We start from the raw sequence: 25988 nt of genomic DNA, 5'->3' as shown, positions 1-25988 counted from the left end.
GCTCACTCCATTACTCTTCCCTAAAAGCACGATTAAAACTTTCTGTAATCGGTTTGAGAAGATAGCTGATTGGCGTCCGTGGCCGAGATAAAATAAGCACTTCCGCATTCATTCCTGCCGTTAACTGATGCTGCTGAGCATCTTGGTCATTCAACGCAATTCTCGCTAAATAGTAGTCTTCTTTATTTTGTTCAGACAGTTTGTCCGCCGAAACCGTCAGTACCTTACCATTGAGTGGTTCCTGAATACGCGCATTGAGTGCCGTAAGTCGCACTCTGGCATCTAAACCTGGAGAGATAAGATCGATATCTTGAGGACTGACTCTCGCTTCCACGATTAAGCTGTCATCGTCAGGAACCAATTCTAGTAACGTTTCACCGCTACGAATCACACCTTGTTCGGTGAATACTTTCATATTCACTACCTTGCCTGAAATTGGCGCGCGTATCCCGGTGCGTTTATATATATCTTGAGCCACACGATACTCTTCTCGAATAGAGACAATTTCATTTTGTGCCTCTCTCAACTCAACGACCACTTCGTTGATTCGCTCGAGTGCCATTTCCTCTAAACGGGATTGGTTTTCATCAATGCGTTTTTGTACCGTTAACGTTTGTCTATCAAGTTGACTCAAGGTACTTCTTACTTCAGTTGCTAATCTTTTCAACTGCAGCAACGTTGATTTACCAGAAAACCCCTGTTTTACTAATGTCTGATTACTCAGGATTTCTTCTTCGATTAACGAAAGTCTTTCCCGCTCAATTTTTTTGGTTTGCTTCAAATTATTGAGCTCCAACTTTGCACCAGAAATCGTCTGATGAACGATGTTGAGTTTACTTTCGAAGTAACGGGCTCTCGCCTCAAAAATCTTTTTTTGAATTTGCTGTGCTTCCAGCAATGTATTTGAGATTGCCATTTTCTCGAGATCACTTTCCCAGACAATCTCACTCGTATTATTAAACTCTGCTTTTAAACGACTCTCTTTTGCGACGGCATGGACAAACCGTCCTTTAAGAGATTCTAAACGCGACAAAGATTGCTGTTCAGAAAGCTGTATTAGGAGCTGGCCTTTCTCAACATAATCCCCTTCTTGGATCATTAAGCGTTCAACAATGCCACCTTCAAGATGTTGAATTGCCTGGCGTTGACTGCTTACGGATAAATCACCATAGGCGATGGCAGCACTTTCGAGTTTTGCTGTTGCCGCCCAGTAGCCAATACCACCGCCAAATAGTGCAATAGATAAAAAACCCATAACAATGGGTCCTTTGATATTCAGAGTATCTTGTGGTGAAAAACGTTCTACAATATCTAACGTCTCACCATTTCTCTCCGTTATTTGATTAGCCATGATTGACCCTCGGAATGTCTGTTTGACTCGATCCCATCAAACGCTTCAGTACTTCGTTCTTTTCGCCATACAGCTTAACTCGGCCTTCAGAGAGATAGAGCAGACGATCCATATTTCTCATCGTGCTCGGATTATGAGCAATAACGATCACAGTGGCTTTTTGATTTTTTAAGTGAGTAATAACATTTTGATACGCCGCTTCTCCTTCACCATCCAGGTTTGAATTCGCTTCGTCCAATATCACGACCGATGGGTCATCATAGATGGCTCTCGCCAACGCAACTCTCTGCCGTTCTCCACCAGATAATCCTCTCCCGCCTTCTCCTATCTCAAAATCGTAACCTTTTGGCTTCTTGAGTATCATTTCATGGCAACCCGCCAATTGAGCGGCCCGTATTACTTTTTCTGGCTGCTCTATTTTGAGTCGGGCGATATTTTCTCTGATGGTTCCAGGGAATAACTCTATTTCTTGAGACAAGTATCCTACATGCCTTCCCAAATCTTCTGATGCCCAGAGAGAAACATCCATTCCATCTAAGGTCACCTTTCCTGCTAAGGGCTTGATATTACCGACCAACAACTTAGCCAGCGTTGATTTCCCTGTGCCCGAAGGGCCGATAATACCAACCGCACAACCAGGAGGAATGGAAAATTGAGCGCCAGAGAGAACTGGCTCAGCAACGCCGGGATGACGATAAGAAACGTTAGCTAACTCGAAATGCCCTCTGGGTCTGGGCAATGGCATATTGAGTTCATCAACTTGAACTTTGTCACTGATTTCTTTCAATCGACCATAAGCACTTTTAGCGAGGGATGCCGAGCGCCAAGTCGTAATCGCTTGCTCCATTGGGGAGAGGGCTCTTCCCATCAAAATTGAGGCAGCAATCATGGCACCTGCGGTTATTTCATGCTCAATCACTAACCATGCCCCGCCACCTAGAAGTAAAATTTGTAGGCCACTACGAATGAACTTAGAAATATTGGCAATAAGGATCGAACGACTTACCGCATTATCTTCAACCACTTGCGTTTGCTGATTGTACTGATACCAATTCCTGAGATAGTCATTCATCATCCCCATCGCCAGCATGGAATCGGCATTTTGTGCCGCAGTTTCTGCGTTAGCGATGGCGTTAACCGCTCGGTTATCACTATCGAGTGCCGCTTTACGAATCGCAAATTCATTAAATAAGCCTAAGGACAATAGAGTAATGGCGCCCCCTAAAGCGATTTGTCCTAGGATAGGATGCAGCATATAAACGAAGAAAACGAACAGAGGTGTCCAAGGTGCGTCAAGCAAAGGATAAAGAGAGGAACCACTAAAAAAAGATTTAAGCGTCTGTAAATCTCTCAACACCTGCGCAGTATAATTACGCCCGGTGTGTGTTTTAAAATGAACTGTTTGTCTTAACATTTGGCTAGAGAGACGGTTATCAATCCAAAAGCCAAAGCGTTTGCTAATATGTGCCCGTACCACTTCAAGCGCAGACATAGTGAATAAAGCCAACAGAACAATGACGGTCAGCAAAACCAATGTGTCAACGGAGTATGACGAAATCACTCGGTTGTAAATTTGAAGCATGTAAATGGGTATAGAAAGTACAAGAATATTGATAAAAAAACTAAAAAAAAGTGACCAAACAAATAGTGTTCTTAGTTTCTTCTTCACTTCCTTAAACGCGGAATTTTGCAAATTACTACCCACCTAGAAGTAGTGCTACGCAAAACGTAGCACTATTTATCTCTAATTTAGAATTGGAACATGTCATCCGCATGAGCGACAAAATCTGCTTCTGTCACACCAATCAACTTCACGGTAAATGCTCCACCATCGGAAAGAACTAGGTTACCCACTGCATCATAGCTTACTGATAGATCATCCAATGAGTGAATCGTGGCACTGTCTATACGCACTGTGTCCTCACCGATAGTGAAATCCACCACCTTAGCTGTACCGTGCCCGTCAAACTTATCGGTAAAAATAAATTTGTCGGCACCTTGGCCACCGATCAAAATATTGTCACCAGAGCCAGCAACCAAAACATCGTTATCTAGGCCACCATTCATATGGTTGTTACCATAAAGACCAAGTAATAAGTCATCCCCTGATCCGCCGCCAAGATAGTCATCCCCTAGTCCAGCTTTGAGAATGTCATCGCCTCGTCCACCCACTAATCTATCATCGCCAGCCCCGCCGATAATTAGATCATTACCGCCGCCACCAACGATATTGTCGTTATCACCATGTCCTACGAACTTGTCATCACTACCAGTATAGTTACTAAGAACATCTACATCTGCAGTTCCAGAATAAACAGCCATTTTTTTATCCCTCTTTTGATTCCATTATTGGATATAGAACGTTATCGTTAAACAACATCTGACTTCACTACTTCAAGACATCAGAAGTATATGAAAGCTCATGCTCTATATGAGTTTGATTTTCGGTTGAGTTTTCACTCAGCGAATAAGGAATCAATAATCAGGCTCATACTTTTCAACGCTTATCCATGATAAAACAAACAGTTATTGCTAGTACTCTGTATGGTTAATAATGCTAGGTAACCTGTAGAACTCGATAACCTATAGAAATAGTGGCCAGGCGGTTTTATAAATTCCGTTTTGCCCACGCAGTTGCCTGTGTCCGGTTTTTTACATCAATCTTGCGGAAAATATTATAAAGATGAGATTTAATCGTGTGTTCGCTGATAAAAAGAGAATCCGCAATTTCCATATTCGAACCACCTGCCTTAAGAAATTGTAATACTTGAATTTCTCGTCTGGTTAGCTCGATATCTAGCTGTGGCTCTTCCTTCTTCGCTCCACCTTTTTCTTCATAATATGAGATAAGTTGCATCATTAATCGTCTCGGGAGCCAATTATCCCCTCGAGCGATCGCTTCAATCCCGCGACACAGCTTCTCTATGTTGTCTTTTGCACCAAATACACCTTTAATGTAAGGCCATTTGATCAACTCTTCCGGCTCTAAGTCTTCCAGTAGATTCAGAAGTATTGTCCCTCTCAGATCACTCCTATTTTTAATAATGTCAATATTATCCATTGATATATCTACAGAGAGATCAACAAGCAGAATACTTTCAGCATTTATTCTCTCTTTCGAGATTGGTTTCTTTGCATCAAGAATTTCAATTGTCATCCCAGTTTCAGCCATCAGAATATTTTTTAGATTCTCACTCTGAAGGCTTTGTTGAGTGACTAATACAATCGTTGTGTCTGCCATATTACAACCCATACTGAAACGTCTCATTCTAAAATTTTATACTTCATACTATTTTTGTTTTAAGAAGCACTCAGCTAATCGCAAAGTGCTAGAGACAACTTTAAGGCTGTTTTATTCACTTTTAAAATACTAATTAAGTAAAAGTGAATCTAAAATTTATTCATCTCATATGTGATACATTGATATCAGGAATGGTATATTTTTGTGATTAGTCGGCGGGATTAGATCGTAGAAGATGTGGGAGAAAGATGTTCCTTAGCCCAAATTAGAGCTTGAACTCTATTTTTAACATCAATCTTTTTAAAGATGTTGTGTAAATGCGTTTTCACTGTGTTTTCTCTAACAAAAAGCTTGCGTGCAATTTGCTGATTTGAATTCCCCAGTGACAAGAGGGTTATTATTTGCTGTTCTCGTTTAGTCAGCTTTGTAGATACGTTTTTTGAGATAGGTTTACTGTGCTGACGCAAAGTTGAAATAAATTCTTGTGATATTTTACGACTAAACCACATATCACCCGACAGGATTCTGTCAATTCCTAGTTCTAAAGTACTAATATCATCAGATAAATAAAATATTCCAGTCAAAGAACGCCAAATACATAATTCTTCAATACTAATATTATTTTGGCAATTAATCAGAACCTCTTGGACTTCCGAAAAGTTTTCATCTATAAAATTCAAATATGAAGAATAAAAATCCTCTTCAACAACACTATAATCCACAAGAATTGCCTTGATCGAAGAATAACTCGTCGTTCGTTCATCTAACTCTTTAGGAGTGAGCAAATGAACGACCATATTGAGTTTTTTCTCAAGAATTTCTTTTAGCAGTGAGGATTGCAGACTGTCTTCCGTAATCAATATCACTTCCTTGTTTTGACTCTCCATGCTCCCCACAGCCCTTTATTCATCAATTTAGCTGAGCATAAAATTTAGGCTCACAGCCAATAAAGTCAAGTATGAAAAAAAGACCGAGTAAAGCAAAAGTCTGAGATAAAGTAACGGGCAATAGTATGAAAAGCATGAAAAAGGGAAGCTTTCGCTTCCCTTAATTTTGAGGGGGTTAGTGAATCGGTGTTTCACCTTTTTGAGCATATTTACCAAAGTAATGCTCTAATACTTCAGGAGTCAGTTTTCCTTCAGCTTCCAGTCGCTTAAGCTCAGCAGCAATCTGCTTTTGCTCTTCAATCGACGGCAATTTCACTTCCGGCTCTTGACTGGCCTCTTCAGACATCATCTGCAATTCTTTTTCAAAATCACTCATTTTCACTTACCTAAAAATGTCAAAACTGTGAAGGATTCTACCTAAGTTTACAGTTTGAAGCTACCCACCATACTATCGAGACGACGCGACAACTCACGCAGCTCTTGGCTTGCATCGGCCAACTCTTCTGCTGTGCTTGTCGTTACTTCATTGATGGCATTGATTTCTTCTATATTCTGATTAATGGTATGAACCACGGTAGATTGCTCTTCCGTTGCAGTCGCCACTTGTGTATTGCGATCTGAAATATCAGCAATACGCTCAGAGATACTCATCAGCACATTAACCGCTTCGTCTGTCGCGCCAACACCCTCAAAGGTGACCGCTTTACCTGCGTCCATGGCCGAAACAGCATCTTTGGCGTCGCTTTGTAATTGGTTGATCATCTTTTGAATTTCTTCGGTGGAATCTGCCGTTCGGCTTGCTAAGTTACGCACTTCGTCAGCAACAACTGCAAAGCCGCGACCTTGCTCGCCCGCACGAGCCGCTTCGATTGCCGCATTCAACGCCAGCAAATTGGTTTGATCCGAAATATCTCGAATCACATCAAGAATGGAGCCAATTTCTTGTGTTGTTGTCGCTAACTGCGATACTACTTGGCTCGTAGTTTCGACATCATCTGCAAGACGCGAAATGACGTTCTTCGCTTTTGTCACCACCTCTCGGCCAAGTTGAGTATTGTCAGAGGCTTGATTCGCTGTATCAGCAGCCGTTGCTGCGTTCGAGGCGATTTCGCTGATGGTTGCGCCCATCTGATTGATGGCCGTCACCACTTGAATCGTCTGATCTCGCTGTTCTTGACTGTTGTCGTGCGTGGTTGCCGCCTTCGATGAGACAGTTTCAGCGGCGCTATTGAGCGAGGTACTGGTCGCTGCCACTTCTTTCATCGTGGTATGAATCTTCTCAATAAATCCATTGAAGCCCATCGAGAGCTGAGCGATTTCATCTTTCCCTTTAATGTCAATGCGCTGTGCAAGATCGCCATCCCCTTTGCCTAGATCGGTGAAACGTTCGGCAATTTGTTGGATAGGTTTGGTAATACTGTTCGCAAGGATCACTCCCATGAAAATAAAGACAGCAGCCACAACTAAGGTCGTAATCAGCATTTGTTGCGCTGCAGCATCAAGGTCCGCAAAGACTTCATCCACAGGCACAATACCAACCACGTACCAGTTCATCGACGGCACATAAGCACTCGCGACGAAAACACGTTCACCATCGACTTCGGTTTCAAATACCACGTCTTGCTGCTTGTTTAGCAACGATGAAGGATTCTCCGCAACATAGCTAGAAAGAGGTTTGCCGACGGCTTGTCTGTCTTTGTGGATTTGAATGTTACCTTGGCTGTCGACAAGGAACACGTAACCCGTTTTTTCAATTTTGAAACTGTTCAGTTTGCTGACCATTTCATCCATCGATTTAGACACACCAGACATGGTGAATCCCGATAGGTGTTGATAGTTGGCAAACATTTTCACTTCACCATTGGCTTCGGTAAAAATGCTCACCATCGTCGCCTGACCAGAATTGGTGAAGCCGAAAAACCAACCATCCTGTGATTGAGTCAGCTGACGCAAGAAGCCATTTTGATTCCAGTAATACGCCGTTTTTCTATTGGCCACCGACGCATCGTTCAAGCGATATTGATCTTTGACGTTATTGAGTTGCTGCACCAACTTCGTTTGCCCTTCAGGGTTTTCCGTTTGTACGACACTTTCGCGAACAAATTCGTTCTTCGCTAATTGCTCTGCCGCAGATAAGAGTTGCGATACATCTTTATCAACTTGCAAGTTAATCTGGCTCAAGATCAATGGCAATTCGATATCAACAAGACGATGGCTAATCACTTCACGTGATTGTTTTTGCGCCATAAAACCGAGAATGATGGTGGATGCAAGCACAGCGAAGGTTATCCCAAGGACAACTTTTTGCTTAATGCTCAAAGAGTTAAGATTAATCATATTTGGACCTTTAACAAGAATCACTTATTGTGGGTAATGCGCGATAAAGCAATACAAAAAGCGCAAAAATATAACATATATTTTGTTACATTCTTATGGGTATAGCTTATATCGGCCAAACAAACCCAAACTAAAGCAAAATCTTTCTTCACGATCACACTTCATCCCTGCAAGAAAAGTCTCGCGACTTCCCTTGAAACGCAAGCCTTTCACCCTCATCTGCTAATTTGTCGCTAACCATGGAACTTTCTTGGCTTTTTACGACCCAAGAAACCAAACCAACCGAAGTAGTAGAATCATGCAACAACGTAGTTTTGATGCCTTAGCTAACTATTTACAGTCTCAAATCGTTGGCCAACCTGAATTAGTCAAACAGTTACTCATCGCACTTCTTGCAGACGGACACATCTTAGTCGAAGGGCCTCCTGGCCTTGCTAAAACACGAGCAGTGAAAGCGCTATCAGACTGCATCGAGGGTAATTTTCATCGTATTCAATTTACCCCCGATCTCTTGCCTGCAGATTTAACGGGCACCGATATCTTCCGACCAGAAAAAGGCGATTTTAAGTTTCAAGCTGGCCCTATCTTCAATCATTTGATCCTTGCCGATGAAATCAACCGAGCTCCGGCCAAAGTACAGGCCGCAATGCTCGAAGCCATGGCGGAAGGGCAAGTGACCGCTGGGCGCAATACCTATCCGCTCCCAGAGCTGTTTTTGGTGATGGCAACACAAAACCCGATTGAGCAAGAAGGTACTTATCCCCTTCCAGAAGCCCAGCTTGACCGATTTTTGTTGCATCTTAATGTCGATTATCCAGACGCAGCTCATGAACTGGCGATTTTGCGCATCAATCGTGGTGAAGCTAAAGGTGAACAGACACCTGAAAAGCCTTTACTAACACAACAAGAGATCTTTTCAGCTCGTCAAGAAGTGTTGAATATTCAAATGGCCGAGTCGCTTGAGCACTATTTAGTACGACTGGTGATGGCCACTCGCCAACCTTCTCATTACAACGCCGAACTTGCAGAATGGATTAGCATGGGAGTCAGCCCTCGCGCAACGATCGCCCTTGACCGATGTGCACGAGCGTATGCTTGGTTAGATGGACGTGACTATGTCACTCCGGGCGATATTCAAACTATGGCTTATCCTGTATTGAGACATCGCTTGCTGCTCTCCTACCGAGCTCAAGCTGAAGGGATTTCGGCCAACCAAGTGATCGACAAGCTGATTAGTTTAGTGGGAAGCGCCTAAGCCATGACCCCCGTTACATTGCCACCTCATTGCAATGGCGTGGCGTTATCGCTAGAAGAGTTGCTTTACTACCAAAGCCAAGCCTTGCGCTGGATCCCTCCTGCACGCAGCGTTTGGTCACATCTAAACGGTGGCCATGCTAGCCGTGTACGTGGGAGAGGGATGGATTTTGAAGAAGTTCGCCAGTACCAACAAGGTGATGATATTCGCAGTATCGATTGGCGAGTCACCGCCCGCACTGGTAAAGCACACACCAAACTCTTTAGCGAAGACAAAGAACAAGCGGTGATCCTGTATTTGGATCTCAACAACAGTATGTTTTTTGGTTCGCGTTACGTCTACAAATCTGTCCAAGCTGCGCATTTAGCCAGTGTAATTCTGTGGACGACACTGGCAAAAAAAGATCGCTTCGGCGCCATGATTGACGACGGCAAAACCTTATTCGAACATAAACCATCAGCCTTAGTGCGTAACGGTTTGGCTTTTCTCAATCAATTGACTCAACGTCATAATGAACAGTTGGGGCGAGCCACTGAAAGTCGCCTCCCTTTCAGTCAAAGCATTGAGAGGCTTAAACGGATGTCACCCAAAGGGTGTGAGATAATTTTTATCAGCGATTTCATCAAAATGAATGAGCAAGAGCTAAACCAAATCACACAGCTTAGACAACACAATAATTTGAGGCTGGTACAGCTTTATGACCCGTTAGAGCAGGGCGAAACCCGTTATCAAGGAAGCGTGCTCGCCAGTGATGGTCAACATTCTCGATGGTTTGATTTCGGTTCCAAAAAGCAAAAATTGGCTTTGAAGAACAACTTCGACCAGCATCAACAATCTTTACGGCTGTTAAGTTATCGTAATGGAATACCGTTCAGCACCTTATCGAGTGCTGAATCTCTTATCAACCAATTATCCGTGTAATAATAATGACAACAAATTCAACACCTTTAGAGCTGCAACCTCTGATTTTACCTGCTGTTCCATCTTGGTTTCCTCTTGCTTGGGGATGGTGGGCTTCTTTCGCCAGCGTTGTTGTGGCTTTACTGCTTTTAACTGCCTTTTTTTTGTGGCGAAAAAAACGTCTCAAAGCAAAGCGTGCCGCACTCAAATTGTTTGTTAAACCCATCACGCCGCATACGCCTTCGTCGGCCATCGAACTGCTAAGGCAAGCCGCGCTTTGTTATTACCCACGAGAAGCGATCGCGTCGCTGCATGGTGAGCAGTGGTACCAATTTCTTGACTTACAACTGGGTGAAACCCGTTTTAGCGACAAAATGCCATTATGGCAGGCAGCGCTCTATCAGAACAAACACGGTGAGCATGACAGTGAGCTGGTCAATGATTGTTTAGTCTGGGTGGAAAAAGCACTCCCACCTAAGCGAGGTATGCGTGGCTGACGGGTTTGAATTCCTTTGGTGGTGGGCGTTTTTGCTGCTGCCATTGCCATTTTTGGCCTATCAATGGCTGCCACAACTCAGCGACAAGAACACATTGCGCCTCGCCTATCTGCCGAAAGAGGTTGAGGCCGCAGGCGTAAAAAACAAATTCAGCAAACTGGTTACTTTACTTATTTGGTGTAGCCTGATTGTGGCTTCCGCAAGGCCAGTGTGGTTTGGTGAGCCTATTGAGCATTTCCCAGAGTATCGTGATCTCATGCTCGTTGTGGATCTCTCTGGCTCTATGCAGCAAGCAGACATCTTGCAAGATGGCGATTACATTGATCGCTTGAGTGCCGTCAAAAACGTGGTGACTCAGTTCATTGAGCAGCGCCAAGGTGACAGACTGGGCCTAGTATTGTTCGCTGATCATGCGTATTTGCAAACACCTTTAACCGCAGATAGACAAACCGTAGCCAATCAACTCAATCAGACCATCATCGGCCTGATCGGGCAAAAAACCGCAATTGGCGATGGACTTGCTTTAGCCACCAAAACCTTTGTCGACAGTGAGGCACCGCAACGGGTGGTCATTCTGCTCAGTGACGGCAGCAACACCGCTGGCACACTTGACCCCATCGAAGCCGCAAACATCGCCAAGAAATATGGCGTGAAGATTTACACCATCGGTATTGGCGCTGGTGAAATGGAAGTGAAGCAGTTTTTCATGACGCGCAAGGTTAATACCTCGGCAGATCTTGATGAAAAAACACTGACGAAAGTTGCCACAATGACGGGTGGCCAATACTTCCGAGCCCGCGACGCGCAAGAGCTACAGACAATCTATCAAGCGATCAATCAGCTTGAACCCGTCTCTAAAGACGCACAAGTTTGGCGCCCTCAACAAGAGTGGTTTGTTTATCCTTTGAGTTTCGCTTTCGTGTTATCCATCTTATTGTTTGTATTACGGAGAAATCATGTCTGAACTGATTTTTCTAAAGCCCAACTGGCTATTCGGTTTGATTGTCCTACCTGTCGCTTGGTTGTTTTGGCGCTTTAAAAGGCAAGCATCGCAAGGCCCAGTGGCAGCCCATCTTAGCCAAACACCAACAAAAGGTGCAAAAAACGCCAGGTCAATACTACTGTGGTTGCTCGCTTGGGTTATCGCCATCCTTGCGCTGGCATCACCAAGCTGGCAACACACCACGCGCCCCAGCTTCAACAGCCATCAAAATCGGGTTTTGGTCATGGATATGTCGCAATCCATGTATGCGCAAGACATTGCGCCAAGCCGTTTACAGCAGGCGAGATATAAGGCGCTCGACCTACTTCCGCAATGGAAAGAAGGCAATACCGCCTTAATTGCTTATGCAGGCGATGCCTATTTACTTAGCCCACTGACCAGTGACAGCCAGACGTTAGCGAATCTCATCCAGAACCTATCGCCTGACATCATGCCCTATCAAGGTTCACGCCTCACAAGCGCCTTGGTGTTGGCCAAAGCACAACTTGAAAAAGCAGGAGCGGCGAAAGGCGATATCATCGTTATAAGTGATGATATTGATGATCAAGAACTGCAGGCAGCATTGAAGCTTGTTGCCAACTCCGCGATTCGAGTGTCCATTCTTGGGATTGGTACACCAAACGGCTCGCCAATTCCTCTGCCGAATGGCTCGTTGCTGACAAGTTCAACAGGGCAAGTAGTGGTTGCTAAGTCTGATTTCAACAACATGGCAGCACTGGCGCAGAAAACGGGAGGCTACTTCGCCCCCATTCAATTTAGTAACCAAGACGTTGTAGAAATTGCCGCAGCAACGCAGGCCAATTCCGAAATGCATCAAGCAAAAGCCAACAATACACAGCAAAGCGAGGTCAGGGAAAATGGGGGTTACTGGTTGTTACCACTCTTGTTACTGGCAGGATTAGGCTTATTCCGACGAGGCTTTGTTTGGATGGCATTGGTACTGAGCTTACCCCTAACTCAGATGCCTCGCGCTCATGCTTCTGCGTTTCTTACCGCCGATCAACAGGGCAAGTCGTTGTTCGACCAAGGGCAATATAAAGCGGCAGCTGAGCAGTTTTCCAACCCGCAATGGAAAGGAAGCGCCGCATATAAAGCAGGAGAATATGAACAAGCGGCAACACTGTTTGCGCAATCAGACAGTGCAGAATCACTGTACAACTTGGGTAACGCATTAGCGCAAAACGGCCAGTATGATAAAGCACTAGAGGCTTACCAAAAGGCGCTTGCGAAAAACCCAAACCTCAAACAAGCACAAACCAATCGCGAAATAGTAGAAAAAGCAAAACAGCAACAGCAACAGCAACAGCAACAGCAACAGCAACAGCAACAGCAACAGCAACAGCAACAGCAACAGCAACAGCAACAGCAACAGCAACAGCAACAGCAACAGCAACAGCAACAGCAACAGCAACAGCAACAGCAACAGCAACAGCAACAGCAACAGCAACAGCAACAGCAACAGCAACAGCAACAGCAACAGCAACAGCAACAGCAACAGCAACAGCAACAGCAACAGCAACAGCAACAGCAACAGCAACAGCAACAGCAACAAAAGTCTTCCAATCGCGATAATCAGAGTCAATCAGAAAATCGCGAAAATGCGCCAAATAAGGCAAAAGAAAAGTCTCAAGAAAACAGTGAACAAGGCAATGCTCAACGACAGAAAAAACCATCCGAACAGGGTGAAGAGCAAGTTAAGCCGAGCGATAAACCCGCGCAAGAAAGAGAGACTGAGCCCAAAAGCGTAGAAGCCCAACAACCTGCGCCGAAAAACGCAGACGATCCAGACTTTAAAAAACTGGAATCCGTTGAAAACGCACGCGATCCTGCTTATCTGCTTAAAGCACAAATGTTGTTGCAAGCACAGCAAAAACCGGCGCCTGATAATAAAGACAAAACATGGTAATGAGTAAGCTATGAATCGAATGACACCCTTTTTCATTTTGCTATCGACACTGCTTTTTACGCCTTTTCTGGCGGCAAAGAGTCTGGTTGCGAGCGTAAATAAAACCAAGGTTTCGAAAAATGAAGTGATTCAACTCACGGTGCGAGCCGATTATTCACTCGATGCCAATGACATTGATTTTTCTGCGTTAAGCCAAGATTTCTTCACCTCGAGTCCACGTTTTGTCAATTCAAGCAATTACATTAATGGCCAATCTTCAAAGCTCAGTGAGTGGACACTTTCCATCGCACCCAATCGCGCTGGTATCGTGACGATCCCTGCATTCTCTTTTGATGGCGAAAGCACTGCGCCAATCCCACTGGAAGTGTCTGTCGATCAACACGAACCAAACGTGTCAGATATTATTCAATACTCGATGCAACTTGATACAAGCACGCTCTATCCTCAGCAATCCACGCCGTTAAAGGTCGAGATTCGGATTCTGGCGGATCCCCGTCGACTCGAAAATCCGCGCATCACCCCACCGTCCATTCAAGGCGTAGAGATAGAGCCAAAGGGGCAAACTCGCCAATTTCAGCGTGTTGAACAGGGGCTTCAAATCACTGTCATTGAGCAGAATTATCAACTTACCGCCAACCAACCCGGTCTTTTTGAACTCAAAGGCCCGCTATTACGAGGCTCTTATATTTATGGTGACAGCTTAACGGGCTCTACCAAAATATTGACCTTAGATGGCAAGCCGCAAAGTCAATCGATCAAGGTAAAGGCCATTCCTAACAACGCCGCGCAGCCTTGGCTGCCCGCTCAACAACTGTCGCTTGTTCAACAATGGCATCAAGATGGCGGCGAGAACAACACCGTTGAGCAAGGTAGCAGCATCACGCGTGAAATCACTCTGACAGCAAAAGGGCTCAATGAAAACCAGTTACCAACTCTCAAGTTCGACTATCCCGCTTCAGTACGAGTGTACGATGAAAAGCCTGCATTTAAGACTCTGGACAACGGTACAACCCAAATGACACTGAAGCAGGTACTGATCCCAACCGAAACCGGTGATTTAACCTTACCTTCACTGCAATTGGCGTGGTGGAACACGGTTTCTGACCAACAAGAAACAGCCGCACTCGAGGGGCGTCAACTCAAGGTTACACCGGGCTCGGCGCAAGTGTTTACTTTGCCTGAGCAGCCAGCGCAGGCTAGTGAGACAAACCTTCGCCCAGACTCTACCCACCAAGAGTCTAATCAAAATGCAACCATTTGGTTTTACTTAACTTGGACGTTTGCCTCACTGTGGATTCTTACCCTCATCGCCGCTCTCTACTGCTATAAACATCGCGGAACAAGTGCAGATAAGCCTCAGAATACAGCCTCCAATAACGCGCTTGAATCGATGCAAGCATTGCAAAAGGCGATTGCTGACAAAGATGCCGTCAAAATCGAAGCCCTCGTTCGCCAGTGGATGAAAACCACCACGGTTTCTCAACCAGTAAAACAGGCAATCGAATCAGAATTAAAAGCCATGCACCAAGCGACCTACTCGCTAACGCCTTCACCATGGCAGGCAGAGCACTTACTTACACTGATCAAGCAAAGTCGCTCAGCCTCAACCGATAAAGCCTCTTTTGACATGCCGAAGCTCTAGCTCCGTTTAGACAACACAAAAATAACAAGGGCGAACAACACTGTTCGCCCTTTTCTTTTTCGCTCGCTTAAGCGGCAGCAGAGTTAGATCGCTTCAACCGACAGTGATTGATAACTGCAAACTCGGTTTCGCCCCTCCGCCTTAGCACGATAGAGAGCCACATCAGCCTGTTGATAGAGTTTATCGAAATGCAGATCGCGAGCTTGAACTTGATCGACCGCCACGCCGATAGAAACGGTTAAACGATCGCCATTTGGATTGACCTGATGCTTAATTTGCTCTTGCTCGATACACTGACGGATGCACTCAGCACGCTGCAAAACGCCACTGGCCTCACTGCCAACCATCAGCATCACAAATTCCTCCCCACCAATGCGACAAAACACTTCTTCTTTGCCATTACTGTGGTGCTCAAGGATGTGGCCAATACGCATTAAGGCAATATCGCCTTCCAAATGACCATAATGATTGTTGAACAAGCCAAAATGATCGATATCGATAAGGATCAGACCAAACGCGAGCGCTTTTTCCTCTTCACTATGGCAGATGGACTCCATGACATGCTCTAACATGCGTCGGTTGCCAAGACGAGTAAGTGGGTCCAATTTGGATAACACTTCGAGCTGACGGTTTGCTTCTTCCAACTCTTGGGTGCGCTTACGAACCTCTTTTTCCAAATTTTCGTTGAGCTCTCGTATCGCTTCTTGCGCTTGAGTGCGTTGCAACACTTCCGCCAGACTGGAGGCAAACATGCGGATCACTTCCCTAAGCTGCGAAGTCAGCGGTGAGCGAGTCAGCAAGTTGTCCACCGCAATAAACGCAATCGGACCATTGGTATTGCTGGTCAGTAACGTCATTGCCCCCCAGCCAAAACCGACGATATTGCAGTCATGGTAAATCGGCACGGAGTCTTCAAACGCCACCTCGTTGGGCATTGAACGTGCAAGATTAATCAAAGCAAAGTCTTGTGTCTCGCCAAAGAAATAGGACTCATCCACGACGTTGCCTTGAATATCCGTCCCCCAAGTGCCTTGCATATAAGTGCAGTTTTCATCGGTAAGAAACACCGCCATGCGATCAACGCCAAGATGCTGAATCGCGAAGGAGACTGCCGATTTACACACATCACTCACCGTTGTGCAACGCGACAATTCAACCATGCTTGAATGAAGCATTCGAACGTTTTGTTCTTGACGTTTGCGAATATAAATTTGCGATAGCAGCGAACCAAAAGATTGCAGCATCTGCTTTTGATAACTGGTGATCGGCTTACGGTGAATAAAATTATCCAGCGCCAGCCAACCGAACGGTTCATGGCCATCACGTAGAATCAACATCAAGTTCCACCCCTGCCCGACTACTTTCCCTGCGGTGTAAAGCGGGGTTTCATTAGAAATAACCAGATTGGTGTCGCGTGAAGAGAGAGCGGTAACAAACTCTTCACCCAACTGATGAAGATCGTATTGCGTGTGAAATTCACTGACGGTGTTGCCGTGCTCATCGGTGCCATAAGTACCGTTGAAGCAGCGTTTTTTCATGTCGAGTAACATAAAGGTCGAACGATCAAAACCCAACCTGTCTCGCAGCGCTTCAACCGCTTTACGATAGAGATCGTTTAACGTGCTGGGGTTGGAGATTTCCAATGCCACTTCTTGCACCAGCTTCATGTTGTCAATAAAGCGTTCACGATGGTTAATTTCGTCAATGTACTGCGCTTCACGGATATCGCGATTTTTGATCTCTAACGACGCTTGTTTTTCCGCACGGATACATTGCCATCTGGCCGCAATCAACTGCATCGCATCGTGGGTTTTCTCGTAGATATGATCGGCAGAGCCCGCTTTTACCCCTTGGATCAGAATGTAAGTTCGCAGCATAGGGAAGTTATCCAGCATCATGATGTAGCTGTTTCCCCCGAGGAGATCACGGTGATCCCAGTTACAGGTATTGATGGCTAAAGGAATTAAGCTCTCCGAGGTATCAAACTGCCTCGCCCATTGCCAAAAAGAGCTGGGGAAATCCACCAAAGGTGCTGGCTGTCCGGACCAAAAACGCAATGACAACGACGTATTTACGCAAGGATCATCAAATATCGCCATCGCATCCACTTCCATCAGTTCTGCGAGATATTCAAACATTGTCTCCGCCAGTAACCTATGGTCTCTGGTCGCCGACACCTTACGCATAAAGCTCCTGAAATTCACTTTGCCAACACCATTATTATTTTAGGGAATTGCGTTTAAAAGTAACCGTCCGACAATGTGCAATCAAACGCATTTCGAATCAGCTGTTAAGTCGTTCGCATTTTTGTCACGACGATTGTCTTAAGCGAGAGAGAGACTGCATTTTGTTGCCGTGCGTTTGCAGTACAAAAACAAAAAAGCCCCTCTGAGAGAGGGGCAAAAGTACCATCGCTTATAGTTATAATTCCGTTTAAACGTCAATTCGCTGATTAACCAAAATCGCCGTTTACATAGCCACGAGTGCGGTCATCACTTGGCTCGCTAAAGATCACTTGAGTATCGTTGTGCTCCACCAGCTCACCCATTAAGAAAAAGGCAGTGCGATCGGAAATTCGACGCGCCTGTTGCATGGAGTGCGTAACGATCACAATGGTGTAGTTCTTCTTCAACTCTTCCATCAACTCTTCAATTTTATGCGTCGCAATTGGGTCAAGCGCAGACGTCGGTTCATCCATTAGGATGACATCCGGCTCCATCGCAATGGTGCGCGCAATACATAAACGCTGTTGTTGACCACCAGAAAGACCAAAAGCATGCGATTTCAAGCGATCTTTCACCTCATCCCATAACGCCGCGCCACGTAGTGAACGCTCGACCACTTCATCAATGTGTTTTTTGTCTTTGATGCCTTGTGCACGCAAACCATACGCCACGTTCTCATAGATGCTCATCGGGAATGGGTTTGGCTTTTGGAACACCATGCCGACCTTAATACGCAGATCCGCCACATCAACGTTGCCATAGATGTCTTCGCCGTCCATTGCCAACTTGCCAGTAATCTTTACCCCTTCAATCAGGTCATTCATGCGATTCAGACAACGCAATAAGGTGGATTTACCGCAGCCAGATGGGCCGATAAGCGCCGTGACTTGGCGAACGGGGATCGGTAAGTTAATCGCTTTCAGCGCTTGGTTTTCACCGTAATACAAGTCTAGGTTTTCGATATCAAATTTGTTCATAGTCTTAATCTCTAAATTCTTTTCAATGAGCGTTTTTAGCGTCTTTTGTTGTTCGTCGTTAGTAAGTCGCTGTGTTAAAACGTTTTGCAATTAATTTGGTTACCATGTTGATCAACAGCACCACCACAATCAGTACGGTGGCTGTGCCGTACGCTTGGTTCCACTCTTCAATGGTAAACAGCTCTGTCGTCAACTTATAAAGGTGTACCGTCAGTGTTCGGCCAGAATCCAGTAGTGAGTCTGGAATTCGTGCCACCATACCAGCAGTAAGGAATACAGGTGCTGATTCACCAATCACGCGGCCAATACTCAAAATCACCGAGGTTAAAATACCAGGCATTGCACTCGGCAGAATCAAACGCCAGATGGTATAGATTTTTGATGCACCGAGGCCATATGAACCTTCGCGGTAGGTTTGCGGAACCGCCATCAACGCCTCTTCCGTCGTCCTGATGATCACTGGCAGGATAAGAATACTCAGCGTTAAGGCGCCCGAGAGAATCGAGAATCCCAGACCAAGAATGGCGACAAAGAAGGTCATACCAAACAGACCAAAGATAATCGACGGAATACCAGCCAAGGATTCGGTACAAAAGCGAATCACCTTAACCAATCGGCTGCCCACTTTGGCGTATTCTGTTAAGTAGATAGCCGTCATGATCCCTAACGGTGCGGCGACAGCAATCGATGCCACAACCATGTAAATGGTCGAAATGATCATCGGGAAGATGCCATGCTCTTCACCTGTACGGGTGTAATTGTCAGAGATGAAGTTCCAATCCACATGCTGCAAGCCGTTAGAGAGGATGTACCAGATAATCCAGAACAAGAAGCCCACCGTCAGAGCGGCTGCCGCCCAAACCAGAGCATTCAGAATGTTGTCTTTTACTTGACGAGATTGTTTTAATTTTGCGCGTTCCATAAATATCACCTTAACTTGCGATTACTTCGCTTTTTCTCGGTTGAGGTAAAGCAGCGCTGCATTCAACATCATGATGAACACCAACAGCACCACACCGGTTGCGTAAAGCGCATTGGCGTGAACACCACTGGCGTATGACATTTCAATCGCAATGTTCGCCGTTAGCGTACGAGCTGAATCCAATAAGCCTTCAGGCATGGCAGGAGCATTTCCCATCACCATGATGATCGCCATGGTTTCACCCAGCGCACGGCCAATACCGAGGATAACGCCAGTCATGATGCCGCTGCGTGCCGCAGGAACGAGCAGTTTAAAAATAGTAAAGATTTTCGATGCACCCAACGCCAGTGAGCCTTCTTTATAAGCTCTCGGCACCGCGCGAATCGAGGTTTCAGAAACGGTGATTACCGTAGGTAGGATCATCACACCAAGCACAATGATACCCGCTAAGATGGTGTTACCCGCAGGCACATCAAATACGTTTTGAATCAATGGAACAATAATCACCAAGCCAAAGAAACCGTAAACGACCGAAGGAATACCTGCCAGCAGTTCAACCGCAGGACGAATGATATCTGCGACACGTTTAGGTGCAATTTCAGCGATGAAAACCGCCGTCAGTACCCCAACAGGAACACCAACAAGCACCGCACCAAACGTCGATACCATCGAGGCAACGATCATGGTGGCGACACCATAAAGCGCCGGTGGTAACCAATCTTGGCCTAACACAATGCCTGAGACGCCCGCTTCTTGGAAAGCTGGAATACTTTCTCGGATGATGAAGTAGGCAATCACGGCTAGAGAAACAATACCGATAACCGCACTGGTCAAAAACAAGCCATGGAAAATACGTTCGCGCCAGTCAATGCGCTTTTGCGTACGTAAACGAGGTTTATCGATAGCTTTAGCTTCATTATTCATAAGCTTTTCACTATTTGTTGCGATGGTCATGAATCTAATCTCACGTTTCGAACAAGTCGAAGTGAATGGAAAACGCTCAGCCCTTTTTATTGGGCTGAGCAAACTTTTAAATCATTACTTAGTTAACTGAGATGTAGCCTTTCTTCTCTACAATGGCTTGTGCTTCAGGGGTCAGCATCCAATCAAGGAACTTCTGCGTTTCAGCAGATGGTTTGCCCTGCTTGTAAAGAACAAGGAATGGACGAGCGACTTTGTATGAACCGTTTTTCACGTTTGGAATAGACGCATCCGTGCCATCGATAGCTAGCGGGTGAACCGACTCATCAACAGTACCTAGCGAGATGTAACCAATCGCGTAAGGGTTTGAAGCAACCATCGTTTTCAGTGCACCGTTACCGTTTGCCACTTGAGCACGTTGAGAGATTGCAGACACTTCTTTACCCGAGATTTTCTTCTTCAGTTTAAGAATGTCTTCAAATGCGCCACGTGTACCTGATGCTGTATCACGAGTAATTGCAACGATAGGTTTGTCTTCACCACCGACTTGTTTCCAGTTCGTCACTTCGCCTTTATAGATGGCAGAAACTTGCTCAGCAGTGAGGCCTTTCAGCGTGTTCTTTGGGTTAACAACCACTGCGATACCGTCGCGAGCAATCACTTCTTCAACCAAAGCGGTTTCTTTCTCAGACGATTTTAGGTCACGTGAAGACATACCGAGATCTGCAGAGCCATTTTTTGCCGCTTTAACACCTGCCGATGAACCTGGTCCTTGAACTTCAATAAAAACTTCTGGGTTTTTCTTCATGTATGTTTCAGAGAAAACTTCCATCAGTGGAGTTACGCTGCTTGAACCCACTGCAGAGATCGTTTCTTTTGCCGAAGCGGTTGTCACTGTCAGAGCACTCATAAGAGCGATTGCACCGATTACTGTCTTTTTCATCACAATATCCTTTATTGGCCAAATTGCCGTTGTGTTTCACTTGAACGATGCTCACTTTAGGATGTGAATATGACAGTTGTGTTTCACTTAATTGAACCCTCTGTGACACATTGCTGACAGTTGTGCGAATAAATCCACCAATCGAGTAGCATCAATGTGTAACAAATCGTATGAAGTAACCCCACCATATCTATCAATAAAGCCGTTATGAAAGCGGTTTTATTGAAAAGCTCATTTTTTAGCCTAGACATTTTACTCTATGAAAAATCGTGCTTTACGCACATTGTGAGCACTCTCTGATAATTGCTATTTACCCGCCAATTTTGAGAGTGACCACAAACTACTAGTGACATTTGTAACTAAATAAGTCATTGAATACAGCGGGCGAATGGTTACAATCATCCACTAATAAAAATAAAACAATAATATTCATTCTCATTAATTATTTGTTCACAGAGGGTCGTTTTTAATGCGTCGTTTTTTAAACACACTTTCGATAAAAGCGCAGGTGTTGGTTCCTGTTGCTTTTACTATCGTTTTGTTGCTCGGGGGAGTCACCCTTGGCGCAAGCAACTTAAAACATGCTTTTGAGCGTGTAACCGTTTCCACCGAACAACTCATCGTTCACAAAGGTGAGCTAGGTGAAATTGTCGATAACATGTACGGCATGCGTATCAAGGCGATTTACAGCCTATTCCGCCCAGACGATCTGACCACACTGATCCCCGTGTTATCCGACAAGCAAAACGAGATCCGTTCACTGCTCAACGCGATTGAAACCGTACCGGGTCTGAAAAATGAAGTGGAACAGATGCGCAAAGCACTTAACCACTATGTCGATTACTCACGCGATGTGATGTTGCCTTTGCTCAAGGTAAAGCACGGTGAAAGCTACCTCTCTTCCGATTTTCAACAACAGTACGATGTTGCGATGACCGCCTACCGCAAAGCCGGTGAAGAGATGGTCAAAGCAATTGATGTGCTTTCGCAAAAACTCAATCAAATTGCCATTGAAGACGTGAAAGATAACGGCAATCAACACAACGCTACGCTGACTTTCTCTGTTTTTGCCATGCTTGGTATTTTGGCCATCGCAGCCATCATTAGCATGGTGTTGGCTCATATGATCGTAAAACCGATTCGCTCGCTACAAACCACAATGCAAGCGGTCGCTAAAGGCGATCTGTTAGTAGAAGCTCAAGCGGAAGGTAAAAACGAAGTCGCACAGTTGGCTCAAGACGTGAATACCACGATTCATCAACTGCGTAATACCGTGGACGCATTGGTTCGTATTAGTGTGGATGTGGCGTCGGCCTCAACAGAGCTCGCCGCTGTGATGACACAATCAAGCGTCAATTCTGATCAAGAAAAAAATGAAGTGGAGCAAGTCGCCTCTGCCGTTAGCCAGTTAGAATCCACGGCCGCAGATGTCACCGCCAATGCAGTCAAAGCGGATACGGCTTCTAGCCAAGCCAACCAATTGGCAAAACACACTCTCAGCATGTTTGAACAAAATAATCGCGCCAACGATAAGATGGCTGAGCAGCTCAATCAGGCGGCAGGTGTCGTGACTTCGCTGAAAGTTCAGTCTGAGCAAATTGGTAAAGTGATTGAGGTGATTCAAAGCATCTCAGAGCAGACCAACCTATTGGCACTGAACGCAGCCATTGAGGCGGCTCGCGCGGGAGAAAGTGGTCGAGGCTTTGCAGTGGTCGCTGACGAAGTTCGTATGCTCGCCGCAAGAACGCAGGATTCCACCAAAGAGATCCAAGCCATTATTGAAGAGCTGCAAACGCAATCTGGACGCGCGAATGAGAGCATGAACTCTAGCCTTGAAACACTGGCGAGCAATCAAACACTGGCGGGCGAAGTGAGCCAAAGCCTAAGTGAAATTAGCCACTCAATTGAAGAGCTCACCTTGATCAGCGCTCAAGTGGCCACCGCGTCTGAAGAACAAAACCAAGTGACCAAAGATATTAACCAAAACTTGAGCAACATTTACGAGCTGGTGAGCCAAAATGTCACGGGCATTACTCAAGCGGCCGCAGCGAGCCAAGAACTCTCCTCTCTCGCGGAGAATCAAAAAGAACAGTTAGGATACTTTAAAGTCTAACGTCAACACACTAGTCACACGCCCTGCCTTTTGGTAGGGCGTTTTTTCATCGCCGACTCACTGTGTAAGTCAACTTAAGCAACGCTTACATAGGCATACAAAGCCTATCTTCTTAAAAATCAGTCAGATAACAAAATGTCTACGCCAATGATATTGGCGAAGCAGGGCCACTCTTCTACTCTCCACTTAAGCTGTTCATCTTTAATCTTTTTCACTACAAGGAAAAAGGTGACGAACAAATAACAGAATGATATTCCATTAATCAATTTAACAGTATAGAATACCGACCAACTGACCTAGTCTTTGACCATCATGAAACTATCCATGCTCACTTTGAAAAACAAAATTATCTTGTCTGTTTTGCTCTGCGTCCTCACCATAACGGGTGTCTTCATCTGGCAATCCTCCAGCATTTTGTGGCAGCAGACACGCTCAGGCATCTACGCCCGTGCTACCAGCGTCTCTGAAGCCGCTGCTCCTGCTTTGCAATACTGGTTAGAGAATAATATTCAGATCCTCGAATCCGCCGCTCATATCGAGCAATTGACGCAAGCCAAAGAGACCATGCGCCATGCTAAAGAGTCAGCGAAGTATTTGGATGTCTATTACGCCACTCGTGACGGAAGCCTTTATCTTTCTGGTCAGGATGCAAAATACCCCAACTACGACGCTCGCAATGCTGAGTGGTATCAGCAAGCACTCCAAGAAAATCGCAGTATCGTTTCTGCCCCGTATATCAGCACTGAAACGCAGCAAGCGATGATCACACTCGCCACGCCAGTCAAAGTACGTGGAGAGATCATCGCCATTATGGGGGCGGATATTTCTCTTAAGAGCGTTCAGGACAATATTTCTGGCTACAAGGTGGGCGACAACGCCTATGCCATGCTGATCAACGAACAAGGCACCATTGTTGCTCATCCTCAGACCTCACTAGAGATGCAACCCTTCTCTGCGTATTCACGTGAGATCTCGCTAGCGGGTATCCACCAAGCCATGGAGAACAACGAGATCCAACGCCTCAACAGAAATGGCGCAGAAAAGTTGATTTATTTTGACAAAATCAACCACACCGATTGGATCTTAGCGATTGAAATGGATCGTCAAACCGAAGAACAAAGCTATACGGAGCTGTTGCAAAAATTGTTATTGGAAGGCGTGGTAATGACCTTGGTGTTGATCGTCATTATCTCTCTCTTCATCAATTATCTACTGAAAGATTTCTACCAAGTCTCGCACGCGTTGAAAGCAATAGCACAAGGTGAAGGTGATTTGACGCATGAGATCCAAATCAGCTCCAAAGATGAAGTTGGTCAGCTTGCTCAAAACTTCAATACCTTTGTCAAAAACATGCACAACATGGTGAGCCAAATCGTCACGCTTTCTCAGCAGCTCAATCACCAAGCGCAAGATGCGGCGCAACAAGCACAACACCGCAGCCAGCGTATTGCGACACAACAAGATGAAATTAATATGGTCGCGACCGCCGTGACTGAGATGTCAACGGCCACGCACGAAATTGCCCTAAATGCTGAAAACACCTCAAAAGAAGGCGAAGCCACAGTCGATGTCTCTCGCCAAGGGGTCAGCGAAGTACAGCGCAGTCAACAGTCGATCCTGGCATTAGCTTCCGATGTGGAACGCTCTGCCGCCGAGCTTCAAGAGCTAGAGCACCACGTGCATAGCATCAGTAATATTCTCTCTGTCATTTCAGAGATTGCTGAACAAACTAACTTGTTGGCACTGAATGCCGCCATTGAAGCCGCTCGTGCGGGTGAGCAAGGACGAGGATTTGCCGTTGTGGCAGACGAAGTCCGCATCCTCAGCCAGCGTACGCATACGTCCACCAGCGAGATTCAAAAAACCATTGAGACATTGCAATCGGCCACGCATAAAGTCGTTAATACCATGACGGCAAGCCATGCCAATGCGCAGCAATCGGTGTCTGATGCAGAAACCGCTTATCAAAGCTTGGAAAAAATCATGACGAGCGTGCAATGCATTAATGATATGTCGACGCAAATTGCTACCGCCGCGGAAGAACAATCGTTGGTGACCGAAGAAATCACCCGCAATACTCAAGCGGTGAATGACGTCTCCAATGAACTCGCACAGGCTGCCGTCACCGCCACCGAACAGGCCAAACAATTGTCAAACTATTCCAAACAGTTGCATCAGCTCGTTTCACAATTCAAGCTTTAATCATACATATACTTATAACAACGTCACTCTTGGCTTGACGATAAACAAAAGCGCATCGAACTTCGATGCGCTTTTTAATGCAAGTAAACTTAGATAGCTGTTAGTTATTGCTCAGTCACCAACAAGACACTCAGGCCCTGAGTTTGTGCGTGGTGATACACTTCGCCATTGGCACTGTCAAAACTCAGTGCTGACGCGCCCTGCGTGGATGGTGTGTTGCTCCAGATATACGCCGCCAAGTTACCCAGCTCTACTGCGTACGCTGAACCCCAAGCGCGAGCATTCAAAGATGGGGAATGGCACGCAGCCTCCGTTAAAGAGACTAACTCTTTAATGTTGGCCATTCGCCAGCCACGCTTACCAGCAAAATTGAACAAGGCGTGGTTGGCGTTTTCGTCATCGACCGCTTGCGCCGTTTGCAACGCACTTTGCCAGTTCTCTAACTGGGCCTCGCCTTCACAGCGATCTTGATCTTGATTCCACTGCTGGCCAACGGCACAACGCATCCAGGTTAAACCCGTCTGCTTGTCGGTTACGGTGCCGAGCTCTGAGTAACTAAAACGGGCATTCGATGCCGTTGGGGTCAAGCTGTCTAAGCATTGCTGCTCTGCCCATACCGAACTTGAAGCAAGAACCAGCGCCAATGTTGTGAGTGTTTTTTTCATC

General features: G+C 45.6%; 21 protein-coding genes. 8 read left to right on the top strand and 13 right to left on the bottom strand.

Annotation, left to right across the window (positions count from 1 at the left end):
• Positions 1-10 precede the first annotated feature (10 nt).
• The 7 genes from VV1_RS22405 to VV1_RS22375 form a co-directional block, all read right to left on the bottom strand.
• On the bottom strand, positions 11-1351 hold the full coding sequence (locus VV1_RS22405) for an HlyD family type I secretion periplasmic adaptor subunit (protein WP_011082420.1): 1341 nt from the start codon (positions 1349-1351) through the stop codon (positions 11-13).
• Positions 1344-3056, bottom strand: a complete 1713-nt coding sequence (locus VV1_RS22400) for a type I secretion system permease/ATPase (RefSeq protein WP_011082419.1) — start codon at positions 3054-3056, stop codon at positions 1344-1346. The genes VV1_RS22405 and VV1_RS22400 overlap by 8 nt, the downstream gene beginning before the upstream one ends.
• 44 nt (positions 3057-3100) lie before the next feature.
• Complete coding sequence (cabA, locus tag VV1_RS22395; RefSeq protein ID WP_011082418.1) at positions 3101-3673, bottom strand: biofilm matrix calcium-binding repeat protein CabA; 573 nt, start codon at positions 3671-3673, stop codon at positions 3101-3103.
• A gap of 286 nt (positions 3674-3959) precedes the next feature.
• Positions 3960-4619: a LuxR C-terminal-related transcriptional regulator gene (locus tag VV1_RS22390; protein ID WP_043921225.1), complete on the bottom strand. Its 660-nt coding sequence runs from the start codon at positions 4617-4619 to the stop codon at positions 3960-3962.
• Between the two features lie 194 nt (positions 4620-4813).
• The gene (locus VV1_RS22385; protein ID WP_011082416.1) at positions 4814-5479 is read right to left on the bottom strand and encodes a LuxR C-terminal-related transcriptional regulator; all 666 of its coding nucleotides are present in this window, start codon (positions 5477-5479) and stop codon (positions 4814-4816) included.
• A 175-nt stretch (positions 5480-5654) separates the two neighbouring features.
• Entirely contained in the window at positions 5655-5855 is a 201-nt protein-coding gene (locus VV1_RS22380) for a hypothetical protein (protein ID WP_011082415.1), read from the bottom strand.
• Between the two features lie 47 nt (positions 5856-5902).
• The gene (locus VV1_RS22375) at positions 5903-7816 is read right to left on the bottom strand and encodes a methyl-accepting chemotaxis protein (RefSeq protein WP_011082414.1); all 1914 of its coding nucleotides are present in this window, start codon (positions 7814-7816) and stop codon (positions 5903-5905) included.
• 298 nt (positions 7817-8114) lie between these two features.
• Between VV1_RS22375 and VV1_RS22370 the strand changes: the two genes are divergently transcribed.
• The 6 genes from VV1_RS22370 to VV1_RS22345 are packed head-to-tail and all read left to right on the top strand — an operon-like array spanning position 8115 to position 15019.
• Entirely contained in the window at positions 8115-9071 is a 957-nt protein-coding gene (locus VV1_RS22370; RefSeq protein ID WP_011082413.1) for an AAA family ATPase, read from the top strand.
• Between the two features lie 3 nt (positions 9072-9074).
• Complete coding sequence (locus tag VV1_RS22365) at positions 9075-9992, top strand: DUF58 domain-containing protein (RefSeq protein WP_011082412.1); 918 nt, start codon at positions 9075-9077, stop codon at positions 9990-9992.
• Between the two features lie 5 nt (positions 9993-9997).
• Positions 9998-10468: a DUF4381 domain-containing protein gene (locus VV1_RS22360; protein WP_011082411.1), complete on the top strand. Its 471-nt coding sequence runs from the start codon at positions 9998-10000 to the stop codon at positions 10466-10468.
• The gene (locus tag VV1_RS22355; RefSeq protein WP_011082410.1) at positions 10461-11432 is read left to right on the top strand and encodes a vWA domain-containing protein; all 972 of its coding nucleotides are present in this window, start codon (positions 10461-10463) and stop codon (positions 11430-11432) included. The genes VV1_RS22360 and VV1_RS22355 overlap by 8 nt, the downstream gene beginning before the upstream one ends.
• On the top strand, positions 11425-13377 hold the full coding sequence (locus VV1_RS22350) for a vWA domain-containing protein (protein ID WP_043921224.1): 1953 nt from the start codon (positions 11425-11427) through the stop codon (positions 13375-13377). Before VV1_RS22355 ends, VV1_RS22350 begins: the two co-directional genes overlap by 8 nt.
• 10 nt (positions 13378-13387) lie before the next feature.
• Complete coding sequence (locus VV1_RS22345) at positions 13388-15019, top strand: BatD family protein (protein ID WP_011082408.1); 1632 nt, start codon at positions 13388-13390, stop codon at positions 15017-15019.
• An 83-nt stretch (positions 15020-15102) separates the two neighbouring features.
• On the opposite strand, the gene VV1_RS22340 is transcribed toward VV1_RS22345, so the two are convergent.
• The 5 genes from VV1_RS22340 to VV1_RS22320 form a co-directional block, all read right to left on the bottom strand.
• On the bottom strand, positions 15103-17223 hold the full coding sequence (locus VV1_RS22340) for a sensor domain-containing diguanylate cyclase (protein ID WP_011082407.1): 2121 nt from the start codon (positions 17221-17223) through the stop codon (positions 15103-15105).
• Positions 17224-17471: 248 nt separating this feature from the next.
• Positions 17472-18221, bottom strand: a complete 750-nt coding sequence (gene pstB, locus VV1_RS22335) for a phosphate ABC transporter ATP-binding protein PstB (protein WP_011082406.1) — start codon at positions 18219-18221, stop codon at positions 17472-17474.
• A 58-nt stretch (positions 18222-18279) separates the two neighbouring features.
• Positions 18280-19143, bottom strand: a complete 864-nt coding sequence (gene pstA / locus VV1_RS22330) for a phosphate ABC transporter permease PstA (RefSeq protein ID WP_011082405.1) — start codon at positions 19141-19143, stop codon at positions 18280-18282.
• Between the two features lie 21 nt (positions 19144-19164).
• On the bottom strand, positions 19165-20097 hold the full coding sequence (gene pstC / locus VV1_RS22325) for a phosphate ABC transporter permease subunit PstC (protein ID WP_011082404.1): 933 nt from the start codon (positions 20095-20097) through the stop codon (positions 19165-19167).
• An 88-nt stretch (positions 20098-20185) separates the two neighbouring features.
• Complete coding sequence (locus VV1_RS22320) at positions 20186-21007, bottom strand: phosphate ABC transporter substrate-binding protein (protein ID WP_011082403.1); 822 nt, start codon at positions 21005-21007, stop codon at positions 20186-20188.
• Between the two features lie 469 nt (positions 21008-21476).
• Here VV1_RS22320 and VV1_RS22315 point away from each other — a divergent pair, with 469 nt between their 5' ends.
• The gene (locus VV1_RS22315; protein WP_011082402.1) at positions 21477-23120 is read left to right on the top strand and encodes a methyl-accepting chemotaxis protein; all 1644 of its coding nucleotides are present in this window, start codon (positions 21477-21479) and stop codon (positions 23118-23120) included.
• Positions 23121-23444: 324 nt separating this feature from the next.
• Positions 23445-25322: a methyl-accepting chemotaxis protein gene (locus VV1_RS22310; RefSeq protein ID WP_243742160.1), complete on the top strand. Its 1878-nt coding sequence runs from the start codon at positions 23445-23447 to the stop codon at positions 25320-25322.
• 104 nt (positions 25323-25426) lie between these two features.
• Here VV1_RS22310 and VV1_RS22305 read toward each other — a convergent pair whose 3' ends face one another.
• The gene (locus VV1_RS22305) at positions 25427-25987 is read right to left on the bottom strand and encodes an Lcl C-terminal domain-containing protein (protein WP_011082400.1); all 561 of its coding nucleotides are present in this window, start codon (positions 25985-25987) and stop codon (positions 25427-25429) included.
• Position 25988: the final 1 nt, after the last annotated feature.

The organism is Vibrio vulnificus CMCP6 (assembly GCF_000039765.1).
GTDB lineage: Bacteria > Pseudomonadota > Gammaproteobacteria > Enterobacterales > Vibrionaceae > Vibrio > Vibrio vulnificus_B.
Note: the sequence above shows the minus strand (reverse complement) of the source record. Positions and strands in the feature narration are given on the sequence as shown.